This is a genomic window from Halosimplex rarum (assembly GCF_047715405.1).
GTDB classification, from domain to species: Archaea; Halobacteriota; Halobacteria; order Halobacteriales; family Haloarculaceae; genus Halosimplex; species Halosimplex rarum.
In genome coordinates, this window is sequence record NZ_CP180412.1 from 3200765 (window position 1) to 3224976 (window position 24212).

General features: G+C 66.4%; 23 protein-coding genes and 1 tRNA gene. 20 read left to right on the top strand and 4 right to left on the bottom strand.

What is annotated here, in order from left to right:
- Positions 1 to 31 precede the first annotated feature (31 nt).
- From lysW to ACMGFH_RS15365, 10 genes are all read left to right on the top strand, one after another.
- The gene (lysW, locus tag ACMGFH_RS15320) at positions 32 to 196 is read left to right on the top strand and encodes a lysine biosynthesis protein LysW (protein WP_123535776.1); all 165 of its coding nucleotides are present in this window, start codon (positions 32 to 34) and stop codon (positions 194 to 196) included.
- 2 nt (positions 197 to 198) lie between these two features.
- Positions 199 to 1098: a lysine biosynthesis protein LysX gene (gene lysX, locus ACMGFH_RS15325; RefSeq protein WP_415383266.1), complete on the top strand. Its 900-nt coding sequence runs from the start codon at positions 199 to 201 to the stop codon at positions 1096 to 1098.
- Complete coding sequence (gene argC, locus ACMGFH_RS15330; protein WP_415379317.1) at positions 1095 to 2141, top strand: N-acetyl-gamma-glutamyl-phosphate reductase; 1047 nt, start codon at positions 1095 to 1097, stop codon at positions 2139 to 2141. Before lysX ends, argC begins: the two co-directional genes overlap by 4 nt.
- Positions 2142 to 2155: 14 nt before the next feature.
- Positions 2156 to 3016, top strand: coding sequence for an acetylglutamate/acetylaminoadipate kinase (locus ACMGFH_RS15335; protein WP_415379318.1), 861 nt, complete (start codon positions 2156 to 2158; stop codon positions 3014 to 3016).
- Entirely contained in the window at positions 3013 to 4146 is a 1134-nt protein-coding gene (locus ACMGFH_RS15340; protein WP_415379319.1) for an aspartate aminotransferase family protein, read from the top strand. The genes ACMGFH_RS15335 and ACMGFH_RS15340 overlap by 4 nt, the downstream gene beginning before the upstream one ends.
- Complete coding sequence (locus tag ACMGFH_RS15345) at positions 4139 to 5224, top strand: [LysW]-lysine hydrolase (protein ID WP_415379320.1); 1086 nt, start codon at positions 4139 to 4141, stop codon at positions 5222 to 5224. Before ACMGFH_RS15340 ends, ACMGFH_RS15345 begins: the two co-directional genes overlap by 8 nt.
- Complete coding sequence (gene argF, locus ACMGFH_RS15350; RefSeq protein ID WP_415379321.1) at positions 5221 to 6111, top strand: ornithine carbamoyltransferase; 891 nt, start codon at positions 5221 to 5223, stop codon at positions 6109 to 6111. Before ACMGFH_RS15345 ends, argF begins: the two co-directional genes overlap by 4 nt.
- Positions 6112 to 6722: 611 nt before the next feature.
- Positions 6723 to 7001: a hypothetical protein gene (locus tag ACMGFH_RS15355; protein WP_415379322.1), complete on the top strand. Its 279-nt coding sequence runs from the start codon at positions 6723 to 6725 to the stop codon at positions 6999 to 7001.
- Between the two features lie 103 nt (positions 7002 to 7104).
- The gene (locus tag ACMGFH_RS15360; RefSeq protein WP_415379323.1) at positions 7105 to 7338 is read left to right on the top strand and encodes a hypothetical protein; all 234 of its coding nucleotides are present in this window, start codon (positions 7105 to 7107) and stop codon (positions 7336 to 7338) included.
- Between the two features lie 79 nt (positions 7339 to 7417).
- On the top strand, positions 7418 to 7807 hold the full coding sequence (locus ACMGFH_RS15365) for a helix-turn-helix domain-containing protein (RefSeq protein WP_415379324.1): 390 nt from the start codon (positions 7418 to 7420) through the stop codon (positions 7805 to 7807).
- Between the two features lie 426 nt (positions 7808 to 8233).
- Here the strand turns inward: ACMGFH_RS15365 and thrC are convergent, their stop codons facing one another.
- Positions 8234 to 9514, bottom strand: coding sequence for a threonine synthase (thrC, locus tag ACMGFH_RS15370; protein ID WP_415379325.1), 1281 nt, complete (start codon positions 9512 to 9514; stop codon positions 8234 to 8236).
- 138 nt (positions 9515 to 9652) lie between these two features.
- Here thrC and ACMGFH_RS15375 point away from each other — a divergent pair.
- Both ACMGFH_RS15375 and ACMGFH_RS15380 read left to right on the top strand, forming a co-directional pair.
- Positions 9653 to 9727: transfer RNA gene (locus ACMGFH_RS15375), tRNA-Arg, on the top strand.
- Between the two features lie 284 nt (positions 9728 to 10011).
- Entirely contained in the window at positions 10012 to 10767 is a 756-nt protein-coding gene (locus ACMGFH_RS15380; protein ID WP_415379326.1) for a hypothetical protein, read from the top strand.
- A 39-nt stretch (positions 10768 to 10806) separates the two neighbouring features.
- Here ACMGFH_RS15380 and ACMGFH_RS15385 read toward each other — a convergent pair whose 3' ends face one another.
- Both ACMGFH_RS15385 and ACMGFH_RS15390 read right to left on the bottom strand, forming a co-directional pair.
- Positions 10807 to 12270, bottom strand: coding sequence for a hypothetical protein (locus ACMGFH_RS15385; RefSeq protein WP_415379327.1), 1464 nt, complete (start codon positions 12268 to 12270; stop codon positions 10807 to 10809).
- Between the two features lie 468 nt (positions 12271 to 12738).
- Positions 12739 to 13512 carry a creatininase family protein gene (locus ACMGFH_RS15390; protein WP_415379328.1) on the bottom strand — a complete coding sequence of 258 codons (774 nt, stop codon included), beginning with the start codon at positions 13510 to 13512 and terminating at the stop codon, positions 12739 to 12741.
- A 125-nt stretch (positions 13513 to 13637) separates the two neighbouring features.
- On the opposite strand from ACMGFH_RS15390, the gene ACMGFH_RS15395 reads away from it, so the two are divergent.
- The 4 genes from ACMGFH_RS15395 to ACMGFH_RS15410 all read left to right on the top strand — a co-directional run bounded on the left by ACMGFH_RS15395 (position 13638) and on the right by ACMGFH_RS15410 (position 17177).
- Positions 13638 to 14384 carry a class I SAM-dependent methyltransferase gene (locus ACMGFH_RS15395; RefSeq protein WP_415379329.1) on the top strand — a complete coding sequence of 249 codons (747 nt, stop codon included), beginning with the start codon at positions 13638 to 13640 and terminating at the stop codon, positions 14382 to 14384.
- A gap of 165 nt (positions 14385 to 14549) precedes the next feature.
- Entirely contained in the window at positions 14550 to 15107 is a 558-nt protein-coding gene (locus ACMGFH_RS15400; protein WP_415379330.1) for a (2Fe-2S)-binding protein, read from the top strand.
- 1 nt (position 15108) lies between these two features.
- Complete coding sequence (locus ACMGFH_RS15405) at positions 15109 to 16026, top strand: FAD binding domain-containing protein (RefSeq protein WP_415379331.1); 918 nt, start codon at positions 15109 to 15111, stop codon at positions 16024 to 16026.
- Positions 16023 to 17177: an XdhC family protein gene (locus tag ACMGFH_RS15410; RefSeq protein WP_415379332.1), complete on the top strand. Its 1155-nt coding sequence runs from the start codon at positions 16023 to 16025 to the stop codon at positions 17175 to 17177. Before ACMGFH_RS15405 ends, ACMGFH_RS15410 begins: the two co-directional genes overlap by 4 nt.
- Before the next feature lie 12 nt (positions 17178 to 17189).
- On the opposite strand, the gene ACMGFH_RS15415 is transcribed toward ACMGFH_RS15410, so the two are convergent.
- Positions 17190 to 18131: a hypothetical protein gene (locus ACMGFH_RS15415; RefSeq protein WP_415379333.1), complete on the bottom strand. Its 942-nt coding sequence runs from the start codon at positions 18129 to 18131 to the stop codon at positions 17190 to 17192.
- Positions 18132 to 18611: 480 nt separating this feature from the next.
- On the opposite strand from ACMGFH_RS15415, the gene ACMGFH_RS15420 reads away from it, so the two are divergent.
- From ACMGFH_RS15420 to ACMGFH_RS15435, 4 genes are all read left to right on the top strand, one after another.
- A complete protein-coding gene (locus tag ACMGFH_RS15420) occupies positions 18612 to 20240 on the top strand; it encodes a DUF255 domain-containing protein (protein WP_415379334.1) in 1629 nt (542 codons plus the stop codon).
- Positions 20241 to 20310: 70 nt separating this feature from the next.
- Positions 20311 to 21114: a TrmB family transcriptional regulator gene (locus tag ACMGFH_RS15425; RefSeq protein WP_415379335.1), complete on the top strand. Its 804-nt coding sequence runs from the start codon at positions 20311 to 20313 to the stop codon at positions 21112 to 21114.
- A gap of 88 nt (positions 21115 to 21202) precedes the next feature.
- A complete protein-coding gene (locus ACMGFH_RS15430) occupies positions 21203 to 22267 on the top strand; it encodes a metallophosphoesterase family protein (protein WP_415379336.1) in 1065 nt (354 codons plus the stop codon).
- Positions 22264 to 24210 carry an ATP-binding protein gene (locus ACMGFH_RS15435; protein ID WP_415379337.1) on the top strand — a complete coding sequence of 649 codons (1947 nt, stop codon included), beginning with the start codon at positions 22264 to 22266 and terminating at the stop codon, positions 24208 to 24210. The genes ACMGFH_RS15430 and ACMGFH_RS15435 overlap by 4 nt, the downstream gene beginning before the upstream one ends.
- The last annotated feature ends 2 nt before the right edge of the window (positions 24211 to 24212 follow it).

Genomic DNA, 24212 nt, shown 5'->3' on the forward strand with positions numbered 1-24212 from the left:
TAAGTAGATAGCACTGCGAGTTGCGGGTACAATGGCAGAATGCGTCGAGTGCGGAGCGGAGGTATCTCTGCACGACGGCATCGAGATAGGAGAGATCGTCGACTGTGGCACCTGCGGTGCGGAGCTGGAAGTCGTCGACACCGAACCTCCAGTCCTCGAGACGGCACCGGAGCTCGAAGAGGACTGGGGTGAGTGAGAGTGCGGGTCGGCATCCTCTACTCCCGGATCCGCCGGGACGAGAAGCTCCTGCTCAACGAGTTGCGTGAGCGCGACCACGAGGTCGTGAAGGTCGACGTGCGCAAGCAGCGCTTCGGGCTCTCGGACGTGCCCGAGGACATGCAGGACGTCGACGTGCTCGTGGACCGCTGTCTCGCGACCAGTCGCTCGCTGTACGCCACCCAGTTCGCCGAGGCCTACGACATCCCGGTCGTCAACGCGGCCGAGACGGCGGAGGTCTGCGCGAACAAGGTGAAAAACAGCCTCGCGCTCGAGCAGGCCGGTGTGCCGACTCCGTCGACGGACGTGGCGTTCACGAAAGACGCGGCCCTCGAGAGCATCGAGGACTTCGGCTACCCGTGCGTCCTCAAGCCGGTCGTCGGCTCGTGGGGCCGCCTGATGGCCAAGATCGACTCGCGTTCCGCGGCGGAGGCGATCCTCGAACACAAGGAGACCCTGGGCCACTACGAGCACAAGGTCTTCTACATCCAGGAGTTCGTCGACAAGCCGGGCCGCGACATCCGTATCGTGGCCGTCGACGGCGAGCCGGTCGCCGGCATGGTCCGCTCGTCGGACCACTGGCTGACCAACGCCGCCAAGGGCGCCGACACCGCGGAGATCGAGATCACCGACGAGATGGAGGAGCTCGTGCGGAAGGCGAGCGACGCCGTCGGCGACGGCCTGCTGGGGATCGACCTCATGGAGACCGGCGTCGACGAAGACGGGAACCCCTCCGGGTACACCGTCCACGAGGTCAACCACACCGTCGAGTTCAAGGCGCTCAACGAGGTCACCGACGTCGACGTGCCGGCGACGGTCGTCGACTGGCTGGAGACCCAGGTGGGCGCCGGAAGCGAGGAGACCGCAGAGGCGACGACATGAGCGACGCGAACTACACCGCATCGGTCGTCGGCGGCTCGGGCTTCACCGGCGGCGAGCTGTTGCGCCTCCTCGCGGGCCACCCCGAGTTCGAGGTCGCGCAGGCCACCAGCCGCTCGAAGGAGAACAAGACGGTGGGCCACGCCCACCCGAACCTCCGCGACCTGGACCTGCGCTTTTCCTCGCCCGAGGACCTGGAGAGCGTCGACGTGCTGTTCGCGGCGACGCCCCACGGCGTCTCGATGGAACAGATCGACGCGTTCCAGGACGCCGCCGACACGGTCGTCGACCTCTCGGCCGACTTCCGTCTCGATACAGAGGACCAGTACGACGAGTGGTACGACGGGCACACGCGTCCGGAGTTGCTGGAGGAGTCCGTCTACGCGCTCCCCGAGGTGACGCGCGACGAACTGCCGGGCGCGGATCTGATCGCTTCGGGCGGGTGTAACGCGACGGCGACCATTCTGGGGCTCAAGCCGCTCGTCGAGGACGGCATCCTCTCCGGTGACGAGCAGGTCGTCGTCGACGTGAAGGTCGGCTCCTCGGAAGGCGGCGCGGGCGGCGGGGAAGCGTCCTCGCACCCCGAGCGCTCGGGCGTCGTCCGCCCGTACGCGCCGACGGGCCACCGCCACGAGGCCGAGATCGAGCAGTTCCTCGGACTCGACGTGTCGTTCACGGTCCACGCGGTGGACATGATCCGCGGTGCGAGCGCGACCTGCCACGTCTTCCCGGGCGAGCCCGTCTCGAAGGGCGACCTCTGGGGGGCGTATCGCGGCGAGTACGACGAGGAGCCGTTCGTCGAGCTCGTCGCGGGCGGCGGTGGCGTGTATCGCTACCCCGAGCCCAAGGCGGTCGCGGGGACGAATCGTGCGGAGGTCGGGTTCGAGCTCGACCCCGGAAACAAGCGCCTCGTCGTCTTCTCGGCGATCGACAACATGATGAAGGGCTCGGCGGGGCAGGCGGTCCACGCCGCCAACGTCGCGCTCGGCATCGAGGAGACGGCGGGACTGGAGTTCGGGGGCCTCCACCCGGTCGGCGCCCCCTGAGCAGGTGATTTTTCGTGACTACAGTCGTCAAGATCGGCGGCGCCCGCGCGGTCGACCCCGCGGGCGCACTGGCGGACGTTGCATCGCTGCGTGAAGACGGAGAGGACGTCGCCGTGGTTCACGGCGGCTCCACGGCCGTCGACGAGACACTCGAACGGCTCGGGATCGAGCCGGAGTACGTCGAGACGCCCTCGGGCGTCGTCGGCCGGTTCACCGACGAGGACACGATGGAGGTGTTCGAGATGGTGTTCGGCCACCTCAACACGCAGCTCGTCGCGGGCCTCCAGAGCCAGGGCGTCGACGCCGTCGGACTCAACGGCGTCGACGGCAAGCTCCTGTACGGCCCGCGGAAGTCCGCGGTGCGCGTCATGGAGGACGGCAAGCGCAAGATCAAGCGCGGCGACCACTCGGGCACCATCAAGCGAGTCAATTCGGACCTGCTGGAGACGCTCTTCGCCGACGGCTACACACCGGTGGCGTCGCCGCCGATGGCCGGCAAGGACGACGAGGAAGTCGTTCCGGTGAACACCGACGCCGACCGTTCGGCCGCCCACATCGCGGGCGCGGTCGAGGCGACGCTCGTCCTGCTGACGGACGTCGAGGGGATCTACGCGGATCCCGACGACCCTTCCACCCTCATCGAGTCCGTCGAGACGGCAGCCGAGTGGGCGGACCTGGAGGACGCTGCCGAGGGCTTCATGGAGCGCAAGGTGATGGCGATTCAGGAAGCCATCGAGGGCGGCGCCGACGAGGTAGTGGTCGCGGACGCCAACGCTGACGACCCCATTCTGTCGGCCCTCTCGGGCGGCGGCACGCACGTCCACGCGTCGGCACTTTCAGATACTGCGGAAGCGGACACGGAGGAGACACAATGAGCGGATTCGTCTTTTCGGAGAAACCCATCCAGATCGAATCGGGCGACGGTACAGTGCTGTACGGCGACGACGGGACGGAGTACCTCGACATGGGCGCTTCGTACGCCTGCGTCCCGCTGGGCCACGGCCACGAGGCCGTCCACGACGCCGTCACCGAGCAGTTCGAGAAGCTGACCTACGTCCAGGCGTCGTACCCGAACGCCGCGCGGACGGCGCTGTACGAGCGCCTCGCCGACTCGGCGCCCGACCCCATCGACAAGACGTGGCTCTGCAACTCGGGGACCGAGGCCAACGAGGCGGCGCTGAAGTTCGCCCGCTCGGCGACCGGGAACTCGAAGATCGTCGCGACGATGAAGGGGTTCCACGGCCGGACGATGGGCGCGCTGGCGACGACATGGAAGAGCAAGTACAAGAAGCCCTACGAGCCGCTGATGGGCGACGTGGAGTTCGTTCCCTACGACGACGGCGACGAGCTGGCCGACGCCGTCGACGACGAGACCGCGGCCGTCATCGTCGAACCCGTTCAGGGCGAGGGCGGTATCAACCCCGCCTCCGCGGAGTACCTGCAGCGCGCCCGCGAGGTGACCGAGGAGTCGGGCGCCGCGCTCATCTTCGACGAGGTCCAGACGGGCATGGGCCGCACGGGAACGCTGTGGGCCTGCGAGCAGTCGGGCGTCACGCCCGACATCCTCACCGCCGCGAAGGGCCTCGGTAACGGCTTCCCCGTCGGTGCGACGCTGTGTCGCGAGTGGATCGCCGACAACTACGGCAGCCACGCCTCGACGTTCTCGGGCGGGCCGGTCATCTCCGCGGCCGCGGGGACGACGGTCTCGACCGTCGTCGAGGAGGACCTGCCGGGCCACGCCGGCGACGTGGGCGCGTACATGCAGGAGCGCCTCGAAGACGAGATCGGCGACCAGGTGCGCGACGTGCGCGGCGAGGGTCTGATGGTCGGCGTCGAGGTCGGTCGCGGCGCGAACCGCGCGCTGAAACAGCTCGCGCTGAACCACGGGATCCTGGCGCTGCCGGCCGGCCGGACCGTCGTCCGGTTCCTCCCGCCGCTGACCGTCAGCGAGGAGGAGGTCGACCAGGTCGTCGACGCCACGGCGGAGGTCGTCGGCGATGAGTGAGAGTGAGGGCGAAAGCGCCGACGGCGACTCGGTCGATATCGCGCCCGACGAGGACGCTCGCGAGTTGCTGATCGACGTCGTCGACACGCCCTCCGTGACCGGTGAGGAGAGCGAGGCCGCGGGGGTCCTCGTCGACTTCTTCGAGGCCCACGACCGCGAGGTGTGGGTCGACGAGGTCGGCAACGTCCGCGCGCCAGCGGACGACAGCGTGCTGCTGACCTCCCACATCGACACCGTGCCGGGCGATATCCCGGTCCGCGTCGAGGAAGACGACGACGGCGAGGAGCTGCTGTGGGGACGCGGCAGCGTCGACGCGAAGGGGCCGCTGTGTTCGATGGCCGTCGCGGCCGTCCGGACGGGCGCCTCGTTCGTCGGCGTCGTCGGCGAGGAAGTCGACTCCCGGGGCGCTCGCCACCTCGTCGAGGACCGCGACGCGGAACCGGGGGCCGTCGTGAACGGCGAGCCGTCGGGCTGGGACGGCATCACGCTCGGGTATCGCGGCCTGCTCGCGGGCACGTACGTCGCCACCTCGGAGTCGGGCCACTCCTCGCGACCGGAGAACAACGCCATCCAGGACGCCATCGGCTGGTGGTCCGACGTGGAGACGGAGTTCGGCCACGACGAGTGGGTGCCCGTCTTCGAGCGGGTGACGGCCAAGCCCATCAGTTTCGAGGGCGGGATCACCGACGACGGCCTCTCCGTGGAGGCGACGGTGGACGTACAGCTGCGCGTCCCGCCGGAGTACACCACCGAGGAGGTCCGCGAGCTGGCCGACGGCCACCTCTCAAACGGGACCGTCCACTGGCACGACGCGGTCGAGCCGGTGATGCAGAGCCCGCGGACGGCGGCCGGCCGGGCCTTCCGCGTGGCGATCCGGCAGACCGGCGGCGACCCCCGACTCCTGCGGAAGACCGGCACGAGCGACATGAACATCTACGCACAGGAGTGGGACTGTCCGATGGTGACCTACGGTCCCGGCGACTCGGATCTGGACCACGCGCCGGACGAGCACGTCTCGCTGGCCGAGTACGACCGCGCCGTGGCCGTCCTCGAAGCCGCGACGGAGCAACTACAATGAACTTCCTCGACGTCGACGACCTCACGACCGACGAACTGGCGACCGTCCTCGACCGCGCGGCCACCATCAAGGCCGACCACGAGACGAACGGTGCGAGCGACCTGCTCGACGGCCAGACACTCGGGATGATCTTCGAGAAGCCGTCGACGCGGACGCGGGTGTCCTTCGAGACGGGGATGACCCAGCTCGGCGGCCACGCCGTGTTTCTCGGGCCGGACGACATCGGGCTGCACGGCCGGGAACCGGTGAAAGACATCGCGCGGGCGCTGGGCCGCTACGTCGACTTCGTGATGGCGCGCGTGTTCGACCACGAGGACGTGGTGGAACTCGGCGAGTACGCGGAGGTGCCGGTGGTCAACGCGCTGACCGACGACGCCCACCCCTGCCAGACGCTCGCCGACCTGTTGACCATCCGCGAGCACTTCGACGACGACGTCTCCGTGGCGTGGGTCGGCGACGGCAACAACGTCTGCCAGTCGTTCGTGCTCGGCGCGGCGATGTGCGGGCTCGACCTCTCCGTGGCGACACCCGAGGGCTACGAGGTCGACGGCGACGTGCTGGAGCGCGCCGACCGACTCGGGTCGCGCCCCGCGGTGACGACCGACCCCGAGGCGGCCGTCGCGGACGCCGACGTGGTGTACACCGACGTCTGGGTGAGCATGGGCCAAGAGGACGAGCGCGAGCAGAAGCTCGCCGACTTCGAGGGGTTCCAGATCACGCCGGAGTTACTCGGCGACCGCGCGCTCATGCACTGTCTGCCCGCTCACCGCGGCGAGGAGGTCACCGATGCGGTGCTGGAGAGCGACAACGCCATCGTCTGGGACCAGGCGGAAAACCGCCTGCACGCCCAGAAGGGGCTCATGGCGTGGCTGGCCGAACAGGACTGAGGTCCGCGAGCGACTGCAAGGAGCGAGCGGCTTTTTCGCCCACGTTTTTCGAGGAGTAGTCGCGAACGTAGTGAGCGACTCGACGAGAAAAAGGTGGCTGCCGGACCAGGCGGAGAATCGCCTGCACGCCCAGAAGGGGCTCATGGCGTGGCTGGCCGAACAGGAATAGTCTCCGCGCGAACGCAGTGAGCGCGGTTCCCCGGGCGTGACCGCAGGGAACGCCCGGTTTTTTCACCCATGTTTTTGCGCGAGTGGGTCGCGAGCGGAGCGAGCGACCCCGAGCGGAAAAAGATGGTAGCTGGCTCATGGCGTGGCTCGCTGAGCAGGAACACAGACGGCGTTCTGTCCGCGCCGAGCGGAGCGAGGCGCGGTTCTCCGCATCGAGCGAAGCGAGATGCGGCTTTTTCACCCATGTTTTTGGCCGGGGGTTCCCGCAGCGCTCGCAGAGCGCGAGGGGACCCCCCGGCGAAAAAGATGGTCGTGAAACGTTTGACGAGTTTTATCTGATTTCTCCCGACGTGCGTTCACGAACACAAACACAAGATGTGTGGATAGTTGACGCGTATTCAACCTCATGATTTATAATGACGTAGGGGAATGGGTGTGGTACGATGCGAATCACAGAGACGCGGGAGTTGTTCAGCGAGTCGTTCGACTATCCGATGGACGCGACGGCGGTCGCCGAGGAGTTCGGCGACGTGGAGATCGAGGCGCCGACGGGCGACACGACGACGGTCGAGACGGTGCTCGCGCGGTCGAACGTGACCGACTACCAGTCGGCGGACGACGTCTTCACCGCGATGATGAGCAACGTCGACGAGGCCTTCATCGGCCGCAAGTACTACGACGACCGCGGCGACAACCAGCCCCACCCCAAGCGGAGCTGGTAATCGGCACGCGGTCGGTCCGGCGGTTGCGGTCGACGCAGTGGCCGTGCGCCGCTCGCGCGGCCGCGACGAAGACTGATTATCTCGGCGGTCGAACGCGGACGTGATGGCCGACCCGCCAGTCGTCGTCGCCGGCGACCTGAACGCGGACGAGTTGCTCGCCCGGATCGTCGACGAGGGGCGGGTCCGCGTCCGCACCGAGTTCCTCGACGCGGAGCACGAGGTGGTCCTCCGCTGGGACGGCGACGTCTTCTACTGCGACACGCCGACCCGCCTGCACAGACACGAGTCCGAGTCGGAGATGCGCACCTGCCTGGAGAAGCAGGGCTACGCGCGGTAGCCGACGATCCAGTCGCGTCCGCGGCCACCGCACCGCATCGCACCCGTTTATGCGTCGGGGGGCTGTAGTCGCCGGTACGATGGTCGAGGCGGACCCTTCGCCCCAGCGCTTTCGCGAACTGATGCTCGACGAGGAACCGGGATTCGCGGACGTGCTCGCCTGTGTCTTCGACATCCAGGAGCACGAGGTCCGGACGTTCCTGACGCTGCAGGACCACCCGGGCAGCACCGTCGAGGAACTGGCCGATCAGCTCGACCGCGACCGCAGCAACGTCAATCGCTCGCTGTCGACGCTCCGCGAGAAGGGGCTGGCCGAGCGCGAACGGAGACTGCTGGACGGCGGCGGCCACGTCTACCAGTACTCCGCGACGCCCCTGCCCGAGGCCCGTGAACTGATGCACGAGACCCTCGACGAGTGGACCGCCTACGTCCACGACCGGATCGACGAGTTCGGCGAGGAAGACCTGTAACTGTTCGCCGATCAGTCGTTCGTCCTGTCTGCGGTGTCCCGGTGATGTGCTTTGGTTCGTTCGACAGCAAGCGATGAACGCCCTCGGCTCGCTCGCTAGCAGTCGACTCGACCGCGGACGCCGGGAAGCGATGAAAGCCCTCGGCCCGCTCCGGTCGAGGGGCTCGCTGCGCTCCTCGTCACTCGCTTCGCTCGTTCCTGCGGTGCTTTCGTCGCCCGTCTTCCCGGAGCGCGCCTCGCCCTTTCAGTCCACCAGGCAACAGCGACCGCAACCGCACAGCACCGCGCCTCACACCACCCCAGCCGATTCCTTCGGTCGCTGCGCTCCCTCAGTCATCCCTCGCACGGCTCCGTCTCGCGCCCCTCGCAGTGCTCGGGGACGCTCGACAGCGCGCGCCAGAAGAACGAGCGGAAAGCCGAAACGGCGTTACTCGCCGAGGTGGTTGAGGACGGCTTCGGTGTCGTTGGGGACGGTCTCGGGCTCGCCGCCGGCCTCGTAGGCGGCGTCGGGGTCCTTGAGCAGGTGCCCGGTGGTCAGACAGACGACGTCCTCGTCGGCCTCGATCTCGCCGCTCTCGCGGAGTTTCCGCAGGCCGGCGATGGATGCGGCGGAAGCGGGTTCGACGCCGACGCCTTCCTCGGCGAGCGAGCGCTGGGCGTCGGTGATCTCCTCGTCGGAGACGGCGACGGCGGTGCCGCCGGTCTCGCGGATGCCCGGCAGGGCCTTCGGGGCGTTGACGGGGTTGCCGATGCGGATGGCGGTCGCGCGGGTCTCGACGTCCTCCCAGCGGCGGACCTCGTCGTTGCCCTCCTCGATGGCCTCGACCATCGGTGCGGAGTTCTCGGCCTGGACGCCGGTGAGCTTGGGCACCTCGTCGTCGTCGATTGCACCGACCTTCCGGAGTTCGCGGAAACACTTGTAGAGGGCGGCGGTGTTGCCGGCGTTGCCGACGGGCAGGACGATCCGGTCGGGGTAGCGGCCCTCGTCGGCGTGGAAGCGCTCCATGATCTCGAGGCCGATGGTCTTCTGGCCTTCGAGGCGGAAGGGGTTCAGGGAGTTGAGCAGGTACGCCTCGCCGCGGGCGGCCAGATCCTGCACGATGTCGAGGCAGGAGTCGAAGTTGCCGTCGACTTCGAGGATGCGGGCACCGTGGAGGCTCGCCTGGGCGACCTTGCCGGCGGCGACCTTGCCGGCGGGGAGCAGGACGAGCGTCTCCATGCCGGCGCGGGCGCCGTAGGCGGCGAGGGCGGCGGAGGTGTTGCCGGTCGACGCGCAGGCGAGGCGGTCGACGCCGACCTCGCGGGCGACGCGCACGCCGACGGTCATCCCGCGGTCTTTGAACGACCCGGTGGGGTTCATCCCCTCGTGCTTGACGCGCAGGGAGTTCACGCCGGTCTCCTCTTCGAGACGGGGGACGTAGTGTAGCGGCGTGCCGCCCTCGGGGAGGGAGACGCCCTCCTCGAAGGGGAGCGCGGCGGAGTAGCGCCAGACGCCGTAGGGGCCGCTCTCGGGCGTGCTGGCGCCGCCGAAGTCGTCCCACGTCGGCAGGTCGGCGTAGCGGACTTCGAGGAGACCGTCGCAGTGGTCGCAGGTGTAGCGGACGTCGTCGAACGGCGCGAACGTCTCGCCGCACTCGATGCAGGTGAGCCAGACGCCGTCGTCGGCCACGGCGGGCTCGGACTCGTTCAGGTCCAGGTGCGCGCTCATTGGTGGTGCTGGACGCCCGGCGACCAAAAGAGGGGCGGTTGTGCCCGGACTACCGTTGCTCCGGCCCCGGAACCGGCGGTGCCCGCGACAATCAGAACCCGGGCCGCTTTTTAATCGCGACCGCACAATTCCGAACGAGGGCACGTAGCTCAGTCCGGATAGAGCGTCGGACTTCTAATCCGACGGTCGTGGGTTCGAATCCCACCGTGCCCGTCCATCTTTTTCCCGCTCGGGTGTCCTCGCTCACTTCGTTCGCTGCGGGCACCTCTCGCGGCAAAAACATGGGTGAAAAAGGCCGGACGACTCGGTCGCTCCGCTCCCTCGCGTCCGGTGAAACGGCTCGCTACGCTCGCCGTATGCTGACACCATGAGATCACCCAAGAGCAGCGTTTGGCCGGCGGCCGGAACTAGACGATCCGGTCACCGGGCGGCCTCGATGCCGCCCCGACTACATCAAGGCGCTCGAATTCACTGAGAAGGGCTATCCACACCTGCACGTGCTATTCTTCGACGTTCCCAAACGGGAGAGTGACGCCATGCCGTGGCTGTGCGACAAGCCGGAGCTGGCGAAGAAGTGGGCCGACTACGGACAGGGCGAGATCGTCGATGCGTATCCCCTGGTTTATCGGGACGATCTCGATGACCTCGCTCCCGAGTTCCAGGACGACGAAGGATTCGTCGACTGGTATCGGTTCGGTGAGCATGGGCGTGATGAGGACTGGATTCGAGAACGGACTCGAGTTCACGACCTGATCGAGTTTGACGACGAGACAGAAGAGATGGAATCTACTGCCGGCGCATATCTCGGGAAGTACCTCAGTACGACGTTTGGCTCGCTACTTGATTCCACCGAATCACTTGAAGAACGTAATCAAGAAGAACAAGAACCCTTGGGAGATAAGGCAACTACTTGGAAGCTCGCACTATATTGGGCAACCGATCGACGATTCTGGTCTTGTTCTAAACCAATAACAATTGGTATTGACATAAGTGAATACGAACATAAAGCGTTTATTCAGGATACAGTACGATCGTTTTCAATCGATTCCATCGCAATGGCTTGCGATTCGCAGTTTGAGAACGAATTCCTCCCCAGTTGTTGGGATACTCATGAAGAACAATTCTTTGCGATCAATTCCACCCTGCAACGAATTAATAGCGTAATATTTGAGACGATATTTTCCGAAAACCCACCGTTTAGAACTGTTATTGAATATCTTGGTGCCTATTCATATTGGGACTTACCATCTTAGGAAGGTTACATTTTATAGTTTCTTGATATCTAGAAACAATTAGTTTATATCCGGATCTACGGAGAGAGCTAATTCATCCACCTCTTGATTTGTTTCTGAAATACTGTTGTTGCAATCTATTTTCTGCCTCATATAGAAAATTATTAATTTCGAAAACATTCTCCTTGATAATTTAGTTACTTTTAGAGGGTCTGGGTCGGCAACCAATGGTTCATAATTACCTTCCTCTATTATGTCCGCTAATACCTCATCTTTATGAACGATCTGGCCCCTGGCAAAGTAGAGATTCTTGAAGAATCTGTGAATTTCTTCCCGATCTAAGTCAACCTCTTGATCTAGTATAGTTCCCCCTCTCAATATCATACGGAAGGTATAGGAAGACTGTGTTCCGAGATCTTTCAATAGTGTCCCTTCAAATCCAATTGAGCAATTAAGTATGTGATCTTCTGGGAAGAGTGATGAATACATCTGATCGTACCTATGTAATGCATTCGAAAATTTAGTTTCTCTATTAACATTCGCTAAATTGCAGTATTTCTGCCAAAAATCAACGAAATCAGAGACGTTTTCTGGTTTTAGGTTATAGTCTTCATGCCTCCTTAGCCCTTGAGCACGTCTCGTATATTGTGTTCCCACCGTGAATTCTTGTGGGGAACCACCACCAACGGTTGGAATACCTAATCTTTCACTTGTCCATCGATCTCGTAGGTCATATGCAGGACCAAGCCGAACATTCCCTTCTTCTGGTTCAAAGAGACGTAGACAATTGGTGAGAGATTTCAATATCTGTCGTTCATATATTGTTCCAGCAACGGTTTTTCGTTTGACTTCTACAACGTGACTCCAAGAATTTCTTGGTAGGGTCCTCCCTTTTACCCGTTTTTTGCTATCAGAATATAATGCCGCCCGTTCTTCAGGAGAGGGTTTCTTTATCACCAAATCCTGGACCTCAAAATGACCTCGTAATCCTACTGTTTCAAACTGAGACGTAGGGAGAGATATCTTGTCTGTATCTGAGATGAAATTCAAAAGAGGGCAGATACTCCTTATTTCTCTAGGCTCTGCCCTGTAGTCGCCTAGCATGTCATCTATGATCTTTTCTGTTCTTTCTGGAAGTGATTCGACCCCACCTGCATACTCTACAACTTCGATTAAGATCTCCAGAATAACACAGACACAGCCATATTTATTGGCTATATTCGGCTGTTTGAATTCAATATCACTTATATCAAACCCCCAATATTGAAGCTCAGATCTTACGCTGTCTGGACCGAAATCTCTCTCGGAATCATCATTCATTCTATCAGCAATTTCTAATATCCTTTCGTCATCTATATCGACAAAATCGATTACGTGGTTAGAATATATGTCTACATCAGTTGTAACTAGCTGACCCTCATCATCTGGTATGAGATATTCTTCTTTTGTTGTGGAATCCGGCTCTGAGGCCTCAGATATGATTTCCTCAAACAAGTCTACAAGCTCTTCAGAGAGGTTTGACATATCCTCTAATGGTAATTCAGCTACAAACAGTTTTCGTCCATGAACTACTGGAGATTTGTATTAATATCACAAATCAAGTATCCTCAAATTTGAATAGGTCGACTTGATCGTTGATTCATCCCGTATTAAAGGAAGCAAGAAATCCAGTGCCATCTGGTGATTTGCTCCTTCTAGTAAAGCCGCCAGTAGTATAGCATGCAGTATGGCAACCCAAGATACCCCGTCTTTCGACGACCTCGAAACTGTCGAAGCGAGCGACGAATCGGACGACTACGACACTGACTGGCTCGTCCCCCAAACCCGGCGAGAGCGTCGTCGGGGAGATCCGCGCGATCAAACCGAACTGTGGCCAGTACGATACGACCGTCATCGAGCTGGCCCGTGGTCTCGGCGACATTGTGGCGATGTGGTCCAACGGCCAGATCGGTCGCACTCTGAGTCGGATATTGCTATCAGAATCAACTCAGCTTACACGTGCTCCCGCGGCATCAGGTCCTCGTACGCCTGCTCGTCTAGCCACTCCGCCAGCCGAACCAACTGATCACTCGCGGCTTCGAACAGCTCCGCGCCTTTCTCCCGGGTCGCATCGGTCTGGTCGCCGATGACGCCGCACTCGGTGTTGTCGATGGCGTCGTAGAAGGTGCGGGCGCCGAACTTGCGGATGCCCTCGTAGTCCTCGAAGTTGCGGATGCCGTCGTCGCGGGCACGCTCGAACTGGTCTTCACGCACTAACTCTTCGGCGATGTGGAGCATCATCGCGGTCTCCTTCGGGCCGCCGTGGGGGCCGTTGTGCTCGAAGAGGTCGTCGACCAGATCCGGAATCGATTCGTCCCACATCCACTCGATGGCGTAGGCGTCGCCGTCGTCGCGGAGGCGACGACCCACCTCGCGGAGGTGCTGGACGTTGCCGCCGTGGGCGTTGACGAAGATCACGCGGTCGATGCCGTGATAGGTGAGATTCCGCGTCAGCGACTCGACGTAGTCGCGGAACACGCCGGGCTCGACCCACATCGTCCCGTGGAACTGCCGGTGGTGGGGGCTCACGCCGACGTTGACGGTGGGCGTGCAGAGGAAGCCGGTGCGCTCGGCAGCCTCACGAGCGAGCGCCTCGGCGATGCGGTGGTCGGTGGACTCGGGGAGGTGCGGGCCGTGCTGTTCGGTCGACCCCAGCGGCACGAGCGCCAGCGACTCCTCGGCGAAGTACTCGCCCAGTTCCGGCCACGTCCGATCTGCGAGGTACATGTCCCGACACGAGGACCGCGCACCCGTCACTGTTTCCCCTCGTTCGTTCTCTCCGTCCCCCACAGCGTGCGGAGCGGTACCACGGTTTCCCCGACGTTTAGGGCTCCGGCCACGTCAGCAGGTCCATGGACGAATCGGACGCCTTCGGAGCGGCGATGCGGGACTACCACGCGGGCGAGGACGCCGTGGAGATCATCGAACGCGACGACGGCTGGATCGGGGTCAACGGCGTCGAGGGCTACTTCCGCGACCCAGACGAGTGGCCCGACATCGTCACGCGGGCGCTGGACCGCGTCGAGGGGCGGATCCTCGACGTGGGCTGTGGCCCCGGCTCGCACGCGCTCCACCTGCAGGAGCGTGGCCACGACGTGACCGGGATCGACGTCTCGCCCGGCGCCATCGAGGTGGCCCGCGACCGCGGCGTCGACGACGTGCGCGAGGTAGACGTGGCCGACGTGGCCGACGCCTTCGAACCCGACACCTTCGACGCCGTCATCATGATGGGCAACAACTTCGGGCTCGTCGGCACGGCGGAGACGGCGCCCGAGCGGTTGCGCGCCCTCGCCGAGGTCGCCACCGACGACGCGGTCCTCGTCGGGCAGAGTCGCGACCCCACGGCGACCGACCACGAGCACCACCTCGCCTATCACGAGCGCAACCGCGAGCGCGGTCGACTCCCCGGTGCGCTCCGCATCCGGGTCCGCTACGAGGTGTACGCGACCGCCTGGCACGACTACCTCATGGCCGCTCCCGACACGATGGCCGAACTGGCCGAAACGACTCCGTGGGAGTTCGTCGAGGCGATCGAACCCGACGAGCAGTTGACCGAATCCGGTGGCGACTACGTCGGGATCTTGCGAGCTGGGGAGTGACGCCGTCGGGAAGCGACGAGTGAGGGTTTTCACGCTGTTGGCTGCTGGATCGTCGGTAGTGGTCGCTGTGGCACGAGATCCTCGGAAACTCACTCCCGCACGTCCCCGAGACCAACACTTTACTCTCCGTGGGCCGTTGTCGGCACAAGCTACGGACCCTCGCCCATGGCAACACACGATATCACGCTCACGGTGAACGGACGGGAGGAGTCGCTCGCCGTCGAGTCACGGACGCTGCTGGTCCACGCGCTACGGGACGAACTGGGCTACACCGGCCCGAACGTCGGCTGCGAGAGCGGCAAGTGCGGCGCTTGCACGGTCGAACTCGACGGCGACGCGGTCAAGTCCTGCACCCTCCTCGCGGTCCAGGCCGACGGTAGCGAGGTGACGACCGCCGCCGGCTACGCGACGGACGGCCTCGACGCCGTCCAGCGGGCGTTCCACGACGAACACGGCCTGCAGTGTGGCTACTGCACGCCCGGCATGCTCGCGACGACCCACCAGCTGCTGGACGAAAACCCCGACCCCTCGCGCGCGGAGATCCGGAAAGCGCTCAAAGGCAACGTCTGTCGCTGCACCGGCTACGGGAACATCGTCGACGCGGTCGAGACTGCGGCCGATCGACTGGCCGACGCGGACGGCGAGTCCGATCGAGATACTGGGTCCACGGGCGACGAGACCGGCCGGCGCGCCGACCCGCCGGAAGTGGAGGCCGAAGACTGAGATGTTTCCCGACGCCTTCGACTACGAGCGAGCGACCTCCGTCGGCGAGGCGCTGGACCTGCTCGACGACCACGCCGACGCGGAGGTCGAGATACTCGCGGGCGGCCACAGCCTCGTCCCGGCGATGAAGACCGAGGGGCGCAGTCCCGACGTGGTCGTGGACCTGGACGTGGCCGCGCTCGACGCGATCAACGCGCTCGACGACCGGACCGTCGTCGGCGCGCTGACGACCTACGCGGACATCGCCGACTCCCGCGCGGCCCGGGCGAACGCGCCGCTGCTGGCGGAGACGGCCGCCGAAGTCGGTGACCTGCAGATCCGCAACCGAGGGACCATCGGCGGGAACCTCGCCGAGGCACACCCAGGCGCTGACCCGCCCGCGGCGGTGCTGGCGAGCGACGCGACGGTACTGCTGCGCCACCGCGACGGCAAGCGCGAGGTGCCCGCGACGGACTTCTTCCGCGGCGACGGCGAGACGGCCGTCGAGTACGGTGAACTCGTCACCGGCGTCCGCGTCCCCCACACGGGCGACGCCGGCGTCGCGTACGCGAAGAAGACCCACCCTGCCACGGGCTACGCGATGGTCGGCGTGGCGGCCGTGGTCGAAACCGATGTCGTGGACGGGAACGGGGACGAAACCGCGGAAGGAACCGTCTCGAGTGTGCGCGTCGCCGCGACCGGCGCGGTCGACCGAGCCGTCCGCCTGCCGTCGGTGGAGAATGCGCTCGTCGGCGAGCGACTGGACTCCGATGCTATCGACGCGGCGGCGGGCGAGGCGCAGGCCGACGTCGAACCCGATCGACTGCGCTCGGACCCCTACGCGTCTGGCGATTTCCGCCGCGAACTGCTGGAGACGTACGTCGCTCGCGCCCTCGAATCAGCTGCCGAGCGTGTCGCCGGCGACCCCCCGACGGCATGACCGACGATAGCGGAACGACGGGGGACGGCGCCGCCGATCGAACGGCCGACTGGACCGCACCGGACCGCGAGGTCCGCGCGACGGCGCGGCGATTCCTCGACTCGGGCGAGCACGCGGTGCTGGCGACCGTCGTCGCCGTCGACGGCCGAGCCTACAGGCGACCGGGCGCGAAGATGGTCGTCGCGCCCGAATCGGGCGGCGTCGGGTCGGTGACCGCCGGCTGTCTGACCGACTCGCTGGCTCGGCTGGCGGATGACGTGCTCGCCGACGGCGCGGCCTGCCTGGAACGGTTCGACCTCCGCGAGGACGACACCTGGGGCCTCGGCGTCGGCTGCGACGGTGTCGTCGACGTGTTACTCGAACCGCTCGATGAGTCCCATCGCCCGGTGCTCGCGAGCGCCGACGAACTGGACGGCGGGCGGATCGCCGCGGTCGCGGTCGAGAGCGAGGACGACAGCGTGGATGTCGGCGCGCGATGGGTCGACGAGGGAAGCGACGCGAGCGACGACCTCCCCCCGGACGTGACCGCGGCGGTTCCCGCCGACGTGGACGGGACGGCGACGGTTCGAGTGGAAACGGGGGGCGGATCGGTCCGGCTGTTCGTCGAGCGCGTGACGCCGCCGCCGCGACTAGTGGTCGTCGGGAGCAACGCCGACGTCCGCCCCGTCGTCGACCTGGCGCGGTCGGCGGGATTCCGCGTGACCGTCGTCGGCTTCCGCGGCGGGCGCGCGACGACCGAACGGTTCCCGCGGGCCGATCGCGTGGTCTCGATATCGCCGCGAGACCTGCGCGACGCGGTGAATTTCGAGTCGAGCGATTCAGTGGTCCTGATGAGCCACAACTTCGTCGACGACCGGCTGGCGCTTGGGGAGGTGTTGGAGACCGCTGTCGAGTACGTCGGCGTGATGGGGCCGCCCGACCGGTTCGAGCGACTCCGCGACGCGCTCGCGTCGGACGGCCTGGAACTGGATCAGGGGGACAGAGGGCGGATCTACGCGCCTGTGGGCCTCGATTTAGGTGGTGGGAGTCCTTACCAGGTCGCCCACAGCATCGTCGCCGAGGTCCTTGCTGTTCAGAATGATCGGGACGGCGGCCACCTGCGTTCGAGTTCGGGACCGATCCACGCCCGATCCGACGGGACCGCGCAGTAGAGCGGTGACAGATTATCGGTCAGTGGCCGTCTGCGAGTCGGTCGCGGTTCCGTCGGCCGCTTCGAGCGTCCGTTCCATTCGCGTCTCTCGGTAGCGAAGGACGACGGTCGCCGGTTCGTCGTCGCCGTCGTTCCAGACGTTCTGGAAGCGAACCCGTCGCGTCACGGTACGCGTCTCGCCTGCGGGAACTTCGACGGCCAGTTCGGGCTGGTCGGACATCGCCGCGTCGCCCACCTCCGCGAGGAAGGTCCCGTCACCGGCGCCCGTGTTCGCGACCGTCAGCGTCACCGCGACCTCGTCGCCGGGGGCGTTCTCGACCCCGAACTCACGGAGGTCGAACTCGGGCGGTCGCGCGATCGTCGCGAGTCGGTCGTCGGAGAGCACCCACCGGACTTCCGGCCCGTCGTCTGGGGTCCAGACGATCGCTCCCGCCGCCGGCGCGGGCGAAGCCGGGACTTCGAACCCGATTCGCTGGCGGACGTCGTCGTCGTTCGAATCCGCCGCGACGAACACCGGTCCGCTCCCGTCGGCTGCGTCGGTTCGGCAGGTGACGTGCAGGTCCGCGGGGTCGGGGGCGTCCTCGCCGGAGACTGCGACGTCTGCGACGACGAACTGACCCTCTTCCGCCCAGTTCGGGTCCCAGTGGGTCGGTCCGTACTCGACGACAGCTATCTGGACCGCGACGCGCTCGACCGTCAGTTCCCAGCCGGTGTCGGTGGCGTAGGACTCGCCCGGTTCCAGGGTGACCGGCCCGGGTGCCGTGGTCTCCGTTTGCGTCGCCGCGTTCGTTCTCGTCGCCGTCTCCGTCCGCGTCGCCGGCGTTTCGGAGGGCTGTGAGCGGTCGGGCGTCCGTCCGGCGGTGTCCGCGTCGCTCTCGGGTCCCGAACAGCCGGCGATCGACGCCGACAGCGCGGTACCGAGCGCGGCCAGGAGGGCTCGGCGGGACCGGTCCATACCGGACGAGACAGCGGATTCGGGATAAGTCTTCTACGTAAGTGGTGGTGTGATTATTTGCTGGCGCTCGCTAGCAGTCGAAACGGCAGTCCGCAACACGCGATGAAAGCCCTCGGCCCGCTCGCGGTCGCTGAGCGACATACCCTCGCTGCGCTCACGGGTCGCTCCGCTCCCCGTTCGCACTCGAGGTCTCCCTTCGGTCGACCTCGCACCGCTCGGATAGGGGTCGCTCAGACGACTGAAGTGAACGCGAGCCCGCCTCGCCCTTTCAGTCCACCAGGACCCGCAACCGCACAGCACCGCGCCTCACACCTCCCCAACCGATTCCCTCGGTCGCTACGCTCCCTCAGTCATCCCTCGCACGGCTCCGCCGCGCGGCCTCGCTGTCGCTCGGCACGCGCGACAGCGCGCGCCACCGTCGAATTCACCCCGGTCAGAGAGAGTTGAAAGCCCTTATCGGCGCAAGCACGTAGTTCGGGTATGGACGATTCAGCGGTCGAGACGAAAGTCGAGTGGCGCGAGTGGGGCGCGGAGGCGTTCGCCACCGCCGAGCGGGCGGGCAAGCCGGTCCTGCTCTCGCTGTGGGCGCCCTGGAGCGAGGACTGCCTGGAGATGGACCGCACCACCTACTCCGAGCCCCGCATCGCCGCGAACGTCAACGACGGGTTCGTCCCCGTCCGGGTGAACGTCGACCGCCACCCGCGCATCCGCGACCGCTACAACATGGGCGGGTTCCCCTCGACGGTGTTCACGACGCCCGACGGCGAGGTGATCACCGGCGCGACCTTCCTCGGGATCGACGGCTTCCGCGAGATCCTCGACGCCGTCCGCCGCACGTGGGACGGCAAGGGCGCCGACGCGGGGTCGATCCCCCGCCAGCTCGGCGACGCCGACCCGCCGGGCGGCGAACTCTCCGCGCGCGTCGAGGAGCACATGGTCGAGCAGTTGCTCGCGGCCTACGACGACGAGTTCGGCGGGTGGGGCACGGACGTCAAGTTCCCGCTCCCCCGCACCATCGAGTTCGCGCTAGTGCGGGCCAGGGATCAGGCGACCCGGACGCTCGAAGCGGTCCAGAACCGGCTGTTCGACACCTACGACGGAGGCTTCTACCGCTTCTCGCACAACCGCAACTGGGCGTCGCCCCAGCGCGAGAAACTCGTCGACGAGAACGCCGCGCTCGTGCGGGCGTTCGCCCACGGCTACCGCTACACGGGCGAGGACGCCTACCGCGAGACCGCCGAGGGGACCGTCGAGTACCTGACGACCGACCTGTGGACCGGCGACGCCTTCGCGGCGAGCCAGGGCGGCGACGATTCGTACTACCGACTGGAAGCGACCGAGCGCGAGGACGCCGACGCGCCGCCGATCGACCAGACGGTCTTCGCCGGGCACAACGGCGTCGCCGTCGACGGACTGCTCACGTTCGCCGCCTACACCGACGACGAGCGCGCCCGCCGCTACGCCGAGCGGGCCCGCGACCACGTCCTGGCCGAACTCGTCGGCGAGGACGGCGCGGTCGTCCACTTCGGCGATCCCGAGACCGGCGAAGTCGGGGAGGCCGGTCTCCTGTCCTCGCAGGCTCGGGTGCTGTCGGGACTGACGACGAGCGCGTCGGTGCTGGGCGAACCCGGCCCGATGCGGGCGGTGGCCGACTACGCCCTCGACGCGCTGCGCGACGAGTCCGGCGCGTTCGCCGACGGGACGAGCGAAGGGACGGGACTGCTCGACCGCCCGCTGTATCCCCTCGACACGAACGTCGACGTGGCCGACGCGCTGATCGACTGCTGGCTGCTGACCGACGACGACCGCTACCACGAGGCCGCACACGACGCGCTCGCGGCCTTCGCCGGCGCGACCGACCGGATGGGCGTCGAAGTCGCCGCCTACGCCTCGGCCGTGGCGCGACTGCGCGACCCGCGCGTCGTCGCCGTCGGGACCGACGCCGGTAGCGACCTCCACCGCGCCGCGCTCCGACTGGCGGACCACGAATCCGTCGTCTCGCCCGACGACGGCCGTGCCGAGGACGGCGAAGCGGTCGTCCTCGCCGACGGCGAGCGCGAGGGGCAGGCGACCGACCCCGCGGCCCTCGAATCGCTGCTCACCGGGTGAGCCGCCCGAGCGACCCGCGAGTCGTAAATTTACCCGTTGTTTTTTGTTGTCGCGGTTCGAGGTGCTGGCAATGGCGAGTCTCAGAGACCTCGGCCTCTCGGAGTACGAAGCGCGAGCCTATCGCGCGCTCCTGGAGGCGGGACCGACGACGGCGAAGGACCTCTCGCGGGCGAGCGACGTACCGATGGGGCGTATCTACGACGTGCTCAACAGCCTGGAGACCCAGCAACTGGCACGGAGTCAGACGGCGAGTCGGCCGAAGAAGTACGTCGCCGTCGAGACAGACACCGCGCTGGATCGGCTGCTGGAGAACAAGAGGCGCGAGCTCGAAGAGCAGGCCGAGCAGTACGAGGACATCGTCGACGACCTGGTCGACGAACTCGACGACGGCGAGCCGGTGGACGAACCGTTCTGGACGGCCAGCGTCGGCCAGCAGGAGGCTCTCGACCTGCTGGTCGAGCGGCTGACCGCGGCCGACGAGCGCATCGTCGTCGTCGCCTCCGAGCCCGTCCAGCAGTTCGACATCGACGACGTGTCCGCTCGCATCACCGCCGCGCTCGAGGAGGCGCTCGAACGCGGCGTGTCGGTGTCGGTCCTGCTCACGCCCGAACTCGTCGACACGCTCCCCGACGCGGTCGGGACGCGTTACCGCGAGACGCTCCAGCCCCACGACAGCTTCGAGACGCGGACGAGCGCGAACGTCACCGGGACCTTCGAGATTATCGACGACACCGAGGTCTGCATCGAGGTGCCCCACCCGCTCATCGAGGACGAGACCTTCGCCGTCATCGACCTCAAGGACCCCGAGTTCGCCGCCGACGTGGGGAGGGAGTTCGCCCCGCGCTGGGACGAGGCCGAGGTGCTGCGGCTCTGAGTCGCGTCCGGACCCGTCGATCCGCCGGAATTCTGTCGGTCTCGTAACCAATCCTTAAGTCGCTTGCCGCCACCAGACGGGGGTACGGATGAGGTTACTCCACACCGCGGACCTCCACCTCGGGCGCGGCGGCCAGCGGTCGGTCGACGCGCTCGACGCCCTCCTGGACGCCGCGGCGCGCGAGGAGGTCGACGCCCTGACCGTCGGCGGCGACTGCTTCGACTCGGCCGCGGCCGCCGACGAACTCCGCCCCGAACTCCGCGAGCGGTTCACCGACAACCCCTTCGACGTGCTCGTCGTCCCCGGGAACCACGACGTCGCGGCCTTCCGCGAGAACGTCGAGTTCGGCCCCGACTTCCGGGTCCTCTCCGCCGACCCGTTCGAAGTCGCGGAGGTCGACGGCGGCGAAGTCGTCGGCGTCCCCTACCGCGAGCGACTGGGCGACGATCTGTTCTTCGAGTTGCGCGAGCGCGCCCACGAGGACGCGGTCCTCTGCCTACACTGCACGCTCGACGCCGGGTTCGGCGCGGGCGCGACCGGCGGCGAGGAGGCCCCCAGCTACTGCCCCGTCCAGACGGAGACGCTGGGCGAACTGGGCTACGAGTTCGTCCTCGCCGGCCACGTCCACGCCGAGCTCTACCAGCGCAAACTCCCCAACGGCGGCCTGTTCATCTACCCCGGATCGCCCGTCTCCCACTCCTGGGCGGAGACCGGCCGGCGCCACGCCGTCGTCGTCGACACCGACGACGCGAACGTCCAGCCGGTCGCGCTCGACACCTACTATCGCGACCGCTTCGAGGCGACCGTCACCCCCGGCGAGGGCTACGAGGTCATCGACCGCATCGAGGGGTGGATCGACGGCCAGGACACCGACCGCAGCGACCTGGAAGTCCGAGTCGACGGGTTCACCGAACTCGACGAGAGCACCTTCGACGAGCGCCTGCACGCGGCCGCCGGACCCGCGACCGTCGTCAACGAGACCCGCGGCGTCGCGGCGGTGCTCGACCACCCCATCTACGCCGACTTCGTGGACCGCCTCGACGACCTTGACCTCGATCGCTGGGAGCACGTCGACGACCGCGAACAGGTCGAGCGGCGGCTGGTCGAGTCGCTCGCCGAATTGCTCGCCGCGGGGGAGGTGACACACGCGTGAAGCTCAGCGAGGTCCACGTCGACCGCTACGGGCCGCTCCGCGAGACGCTCCAGTTCGACGACGCCCACGTCGTCTACGGCCCCAACGAGTCGGGGAAGACGCTGTTGACCGAGTGCCTCCTGCGGACGCTGACGGGCGACCGCCGCGTCGCCGGTCCGCGTATCGACGAGCGGCCCGAGGGCTACGTCGTCCTCGACGGCGACGAGGGCGAGCACAAGCTCTCGAACGGCGAGACCCTGCTCGATCGGTACGCCGAGCGCTACAACTTCGAGCTGACGCCCGCCGAGTTCCGCAACGTCTTCGTCGTCCGCGACGGCGACCTGGGCGTCCTCGACGAGGGAGCGTTCTACCGGCAGGTCACCGACCGCATCGTCGGCATCTGGACCGGCGACATCGAGACCGTCCGCGACCGCGTCCTCGAACGCGGTCGGCTCACGCCCGAGCGGCGGAACCTCTCGAATCAGCACGACGACGCCGCCGAACAGCACGAACGCGCCGCGTCGCTGCTCGACGATGTGGAGTCGTACCTGGAGCGCGCCGACTCCGAAGACCTCGACGCTATCGAGCGTGACTACTACCGGGCGGCCCGCGAGCGCGAGCGCGCCGAGGCCGACGTAGCGGCGCTCGAAGCCGCGCAGGCCCGCGAGGAGTACGAGGAGCTCGTCAAGACGAAGGGCGCGCTGGAGCGCAGTCTGGAAGAGCGATCGGTGCTGCCGGGCGACGCCGAGCTCTCCGAGCTGGAGTCGCGGCTGGACGACCTGGCGACCGGGAGCGAAGACGAGTTCGAGCGCCGGAAGGTCTGGTGTCGTCGCGCGACGCTGGCGGCGCTGACTGCGGGCGTCGTCGCCGGGGCCGTCCCGCTGGCGCTGGGGATCCGCGACCCACCGCTGGTGGCCGCCGGACCGGCCGCCTTCGGCGTCGTCGCGCTCGCCGCGCTCGCGCTCTACCGGTCGGCCAGCAACGCCGTCGCGCGGCTCCACGCCGACCGCGAGGCCGTGGTCGAACGCGCCGCGGAGGTCGGTATCGAGGCCTACGACCCCACGGAGGTGCGCGCCTCCATCGCCGACCTGCGCGACGAGCGCGAGAGTCACACCGAGGTCGTCCAGACGAACACGGGCGTCCTGCGCAAGTGGCTCGACATCGACGCCGAGGAGCCCCGCGAAGTGGTCGACGCCGCCGCGGACGCCCTGGAGGCGCGCCGCGCCGAGATCGACTTCGACGCCGACCGCGAGTTCACAGAGGAGGAGCTCGAAGACGCCCGCGAGCGCGCCGAAGCGGCCGACGAACGCTACGAGGAGCTCGAAGCCGCCTTGCGAGAGCACCGTCGACAGCTCGACCGATTCGCCGAGCGGACCGCGGAGATCCGCTTCGAGTCGGTCTGCGGGGAGCCGCTGGACCTGGCGGTCGCCAACCTCGGCGCGCTGGCGGACCTCGGCGACCGGCTGGAGGGGTTCGTCGACGCCGTCGAGACCGACGCGGACGTCTCGCGGGCCGCCGCCGCGGTGCTGGAACAGATGGCCGAGTCGGAGAACGAGAAGATGGCGTCGCTGTTCGCCGACGGCGAGGCGGCGGACGTGTTCCGGCGGGTCACCGACGACCGCTACGTCGACGTGGGCCTGACCGACGAGTCGCGGCTCGCCGTCGAACTCGCCAACGGCGAACGGCTCTCACCCGCGGAGCTAAGTCGCGGGACGCGCGACCAGCTATACCTCTCGGTCCGCGTCGCGCTCGGCCGCCGACTGATGGAAGGGCGAGACGGGTTCTTCCTCATGGACGACGCCTTCCTGTCGGCCGATCCCCAGCGGCTCCAACGGCAGGCCGAGGTGCTCGGCGATCTGGTCGACTCCGGCTGGCAGGTCGTCTACCTCACCTGCAAGCCCGAGGCCCGCGAGGCGCTCACCGAGGCGACCGACGCGGGCGTGACCGAGCTGACGCCGTTGTGATT

What these genes read in the sequence shown, in the direction of transcription:
- ACMGFH_RS15410 (WP_415379332.1), top strand. Translation starts at nt 16,023, where the DNA reads ATGACCGACGATAGCGGAACGACGGGGGACGGCGCCGCCGATCGAACG.
- ACMGFH_RS15425 (WP_415379335.1), top strand. Translation starts at nt 20,311, where the DNA reads ATGGCGAGTCTCAGAGACCTCGGCCTCTCGGAGTACGAAGCGCGAGCC.
- ACMGFH_RS15345 (WP_415379320.1), top strand. Translation starts at nt 4,139, where the DNA reads ATGAGTGAGAGTGAGGGCGAAAGCGCCGACGGCGACTCGGTCGATATC.
- ACMGFH_RS15405 (WP_415379331.1), top strand. Translation starts at nt 15,109, where the DNA reads ATGTTTCCCGACGCCTTCGACTACGAGCGAGCGACCTCCGTCGGCGAG.
- ACMGFH_RS15360 (WP_415379323.1), top strand. Translation starts at nt 7,105, where the DNA reads ATGGCCGACCCGCCAGTCGTCGTCGCCGGCGACCTGAACGCGGACGAG.
- ACMGFH_RS15415 (WP_415379333.1), bottom strand. Translation starts at nt 18,131, where the DNA reads ATGGACCGGTCCCGCCGAGCCCTCCTGGCCGCGCTCGGTACCGCGCTG.
- ACMGFH_RS15390 (WP_415379328.1), bottom strand. Translation starts at nt 13,512, where the DNA reads ATGTACCTCGCAGATCGGACGTGGCCGGAACTGGGCGAGTACTTCGCC.
- thrC (WP_415379325.1), bottom strand. Translation starts at nt 9,514, where the DNA reads ATGAGCGCGCACCTGGACCTGAACGAGTCCGAGCCCGCCGTGGCCGAC.
- ACMGFH_RS15340 (WP_415379319.1), top strand. Translation starts at nt 3,013, where the DNA reads ATGAGCGGATTCGTCTTTTCGGAGAAACCCATCCAGATCGAATCGGGC.
- ACMGFH_RS15430 (WP_415379336.1), top strand. Translation starts at nt 21,203, where the DNA reads ATGAGGTTACTCCACACCGCGGACCTCCACCTCGGGCGCGGCGGCCAG.
- ACMGFH_RS15395 (WP_415379329.1), top strand. Translation starts at nt 13,638, where the DNA reads ATGGACGAATCGGACGCCTTCGGAGCGGCGATGCGGGACTACCACGCG.
- ACMGFH_RS15355 (WP_415379322.1), top strand. Translation starts at nt 6,723, where the DNA reads ATGCGAATCACAGAGACGCGGGAGTTGTTCAGCGAGTCGTTCGACTAT.
- ACMGFH_RS15420 (WP_415379334.1), top strand. Translation starts at nt 18,612, where the DNA reads ATGGACGATTCAGCGGTCGAGACGAAAGTCGAGTGGCGCGAGTGGGGC.
- ACMGFH_RS15400 (WP_415379330.1), top strand. Translation starts at nt 14,550, where the DNA reads ATGGCAACACACGATATCACGCTCACGGTGAACGGACGGGAGGAGTCG.
- ACMGFH_RS15385 (WP_415379327.1), bottom strand. Translation starts at nt 12,270, where the DNA reads ATGTCAAACCTCTCTGAAGAGCTTGTAGACTTGTTTGAGGAAATCATA.
- lysW (WP_123535776.1), top strand. Translation starts at nt 32, where the DNA reads ATGGCAGAATGCGTCGAGTGCGGAGCGGAGGTATCTCTGCACGACGGC.
- argF (WP_415379321.1), top strand. Translation starts at nt 5,221, where the DNA reads ATGAACTTCCTCGACGTCGACGACCTCACGACCGACGAACTGGCGACC.
- argC (WP_415379317.1), top strand. Translation starts at nt 1,095, where the DNA reads ATGAGCGACGCGAACTACACCGCATCGGTCGTCGGCGGCTCGGGCTTC.
- ACMGFH_RS15365 (WP_415379324.1), top strand. Translation starts at nt 7,418, where the DNA reads ATGGTCGAGGCGGACCCTTCGCCCCAGCGCTTTCGCGAACTGATGCTC.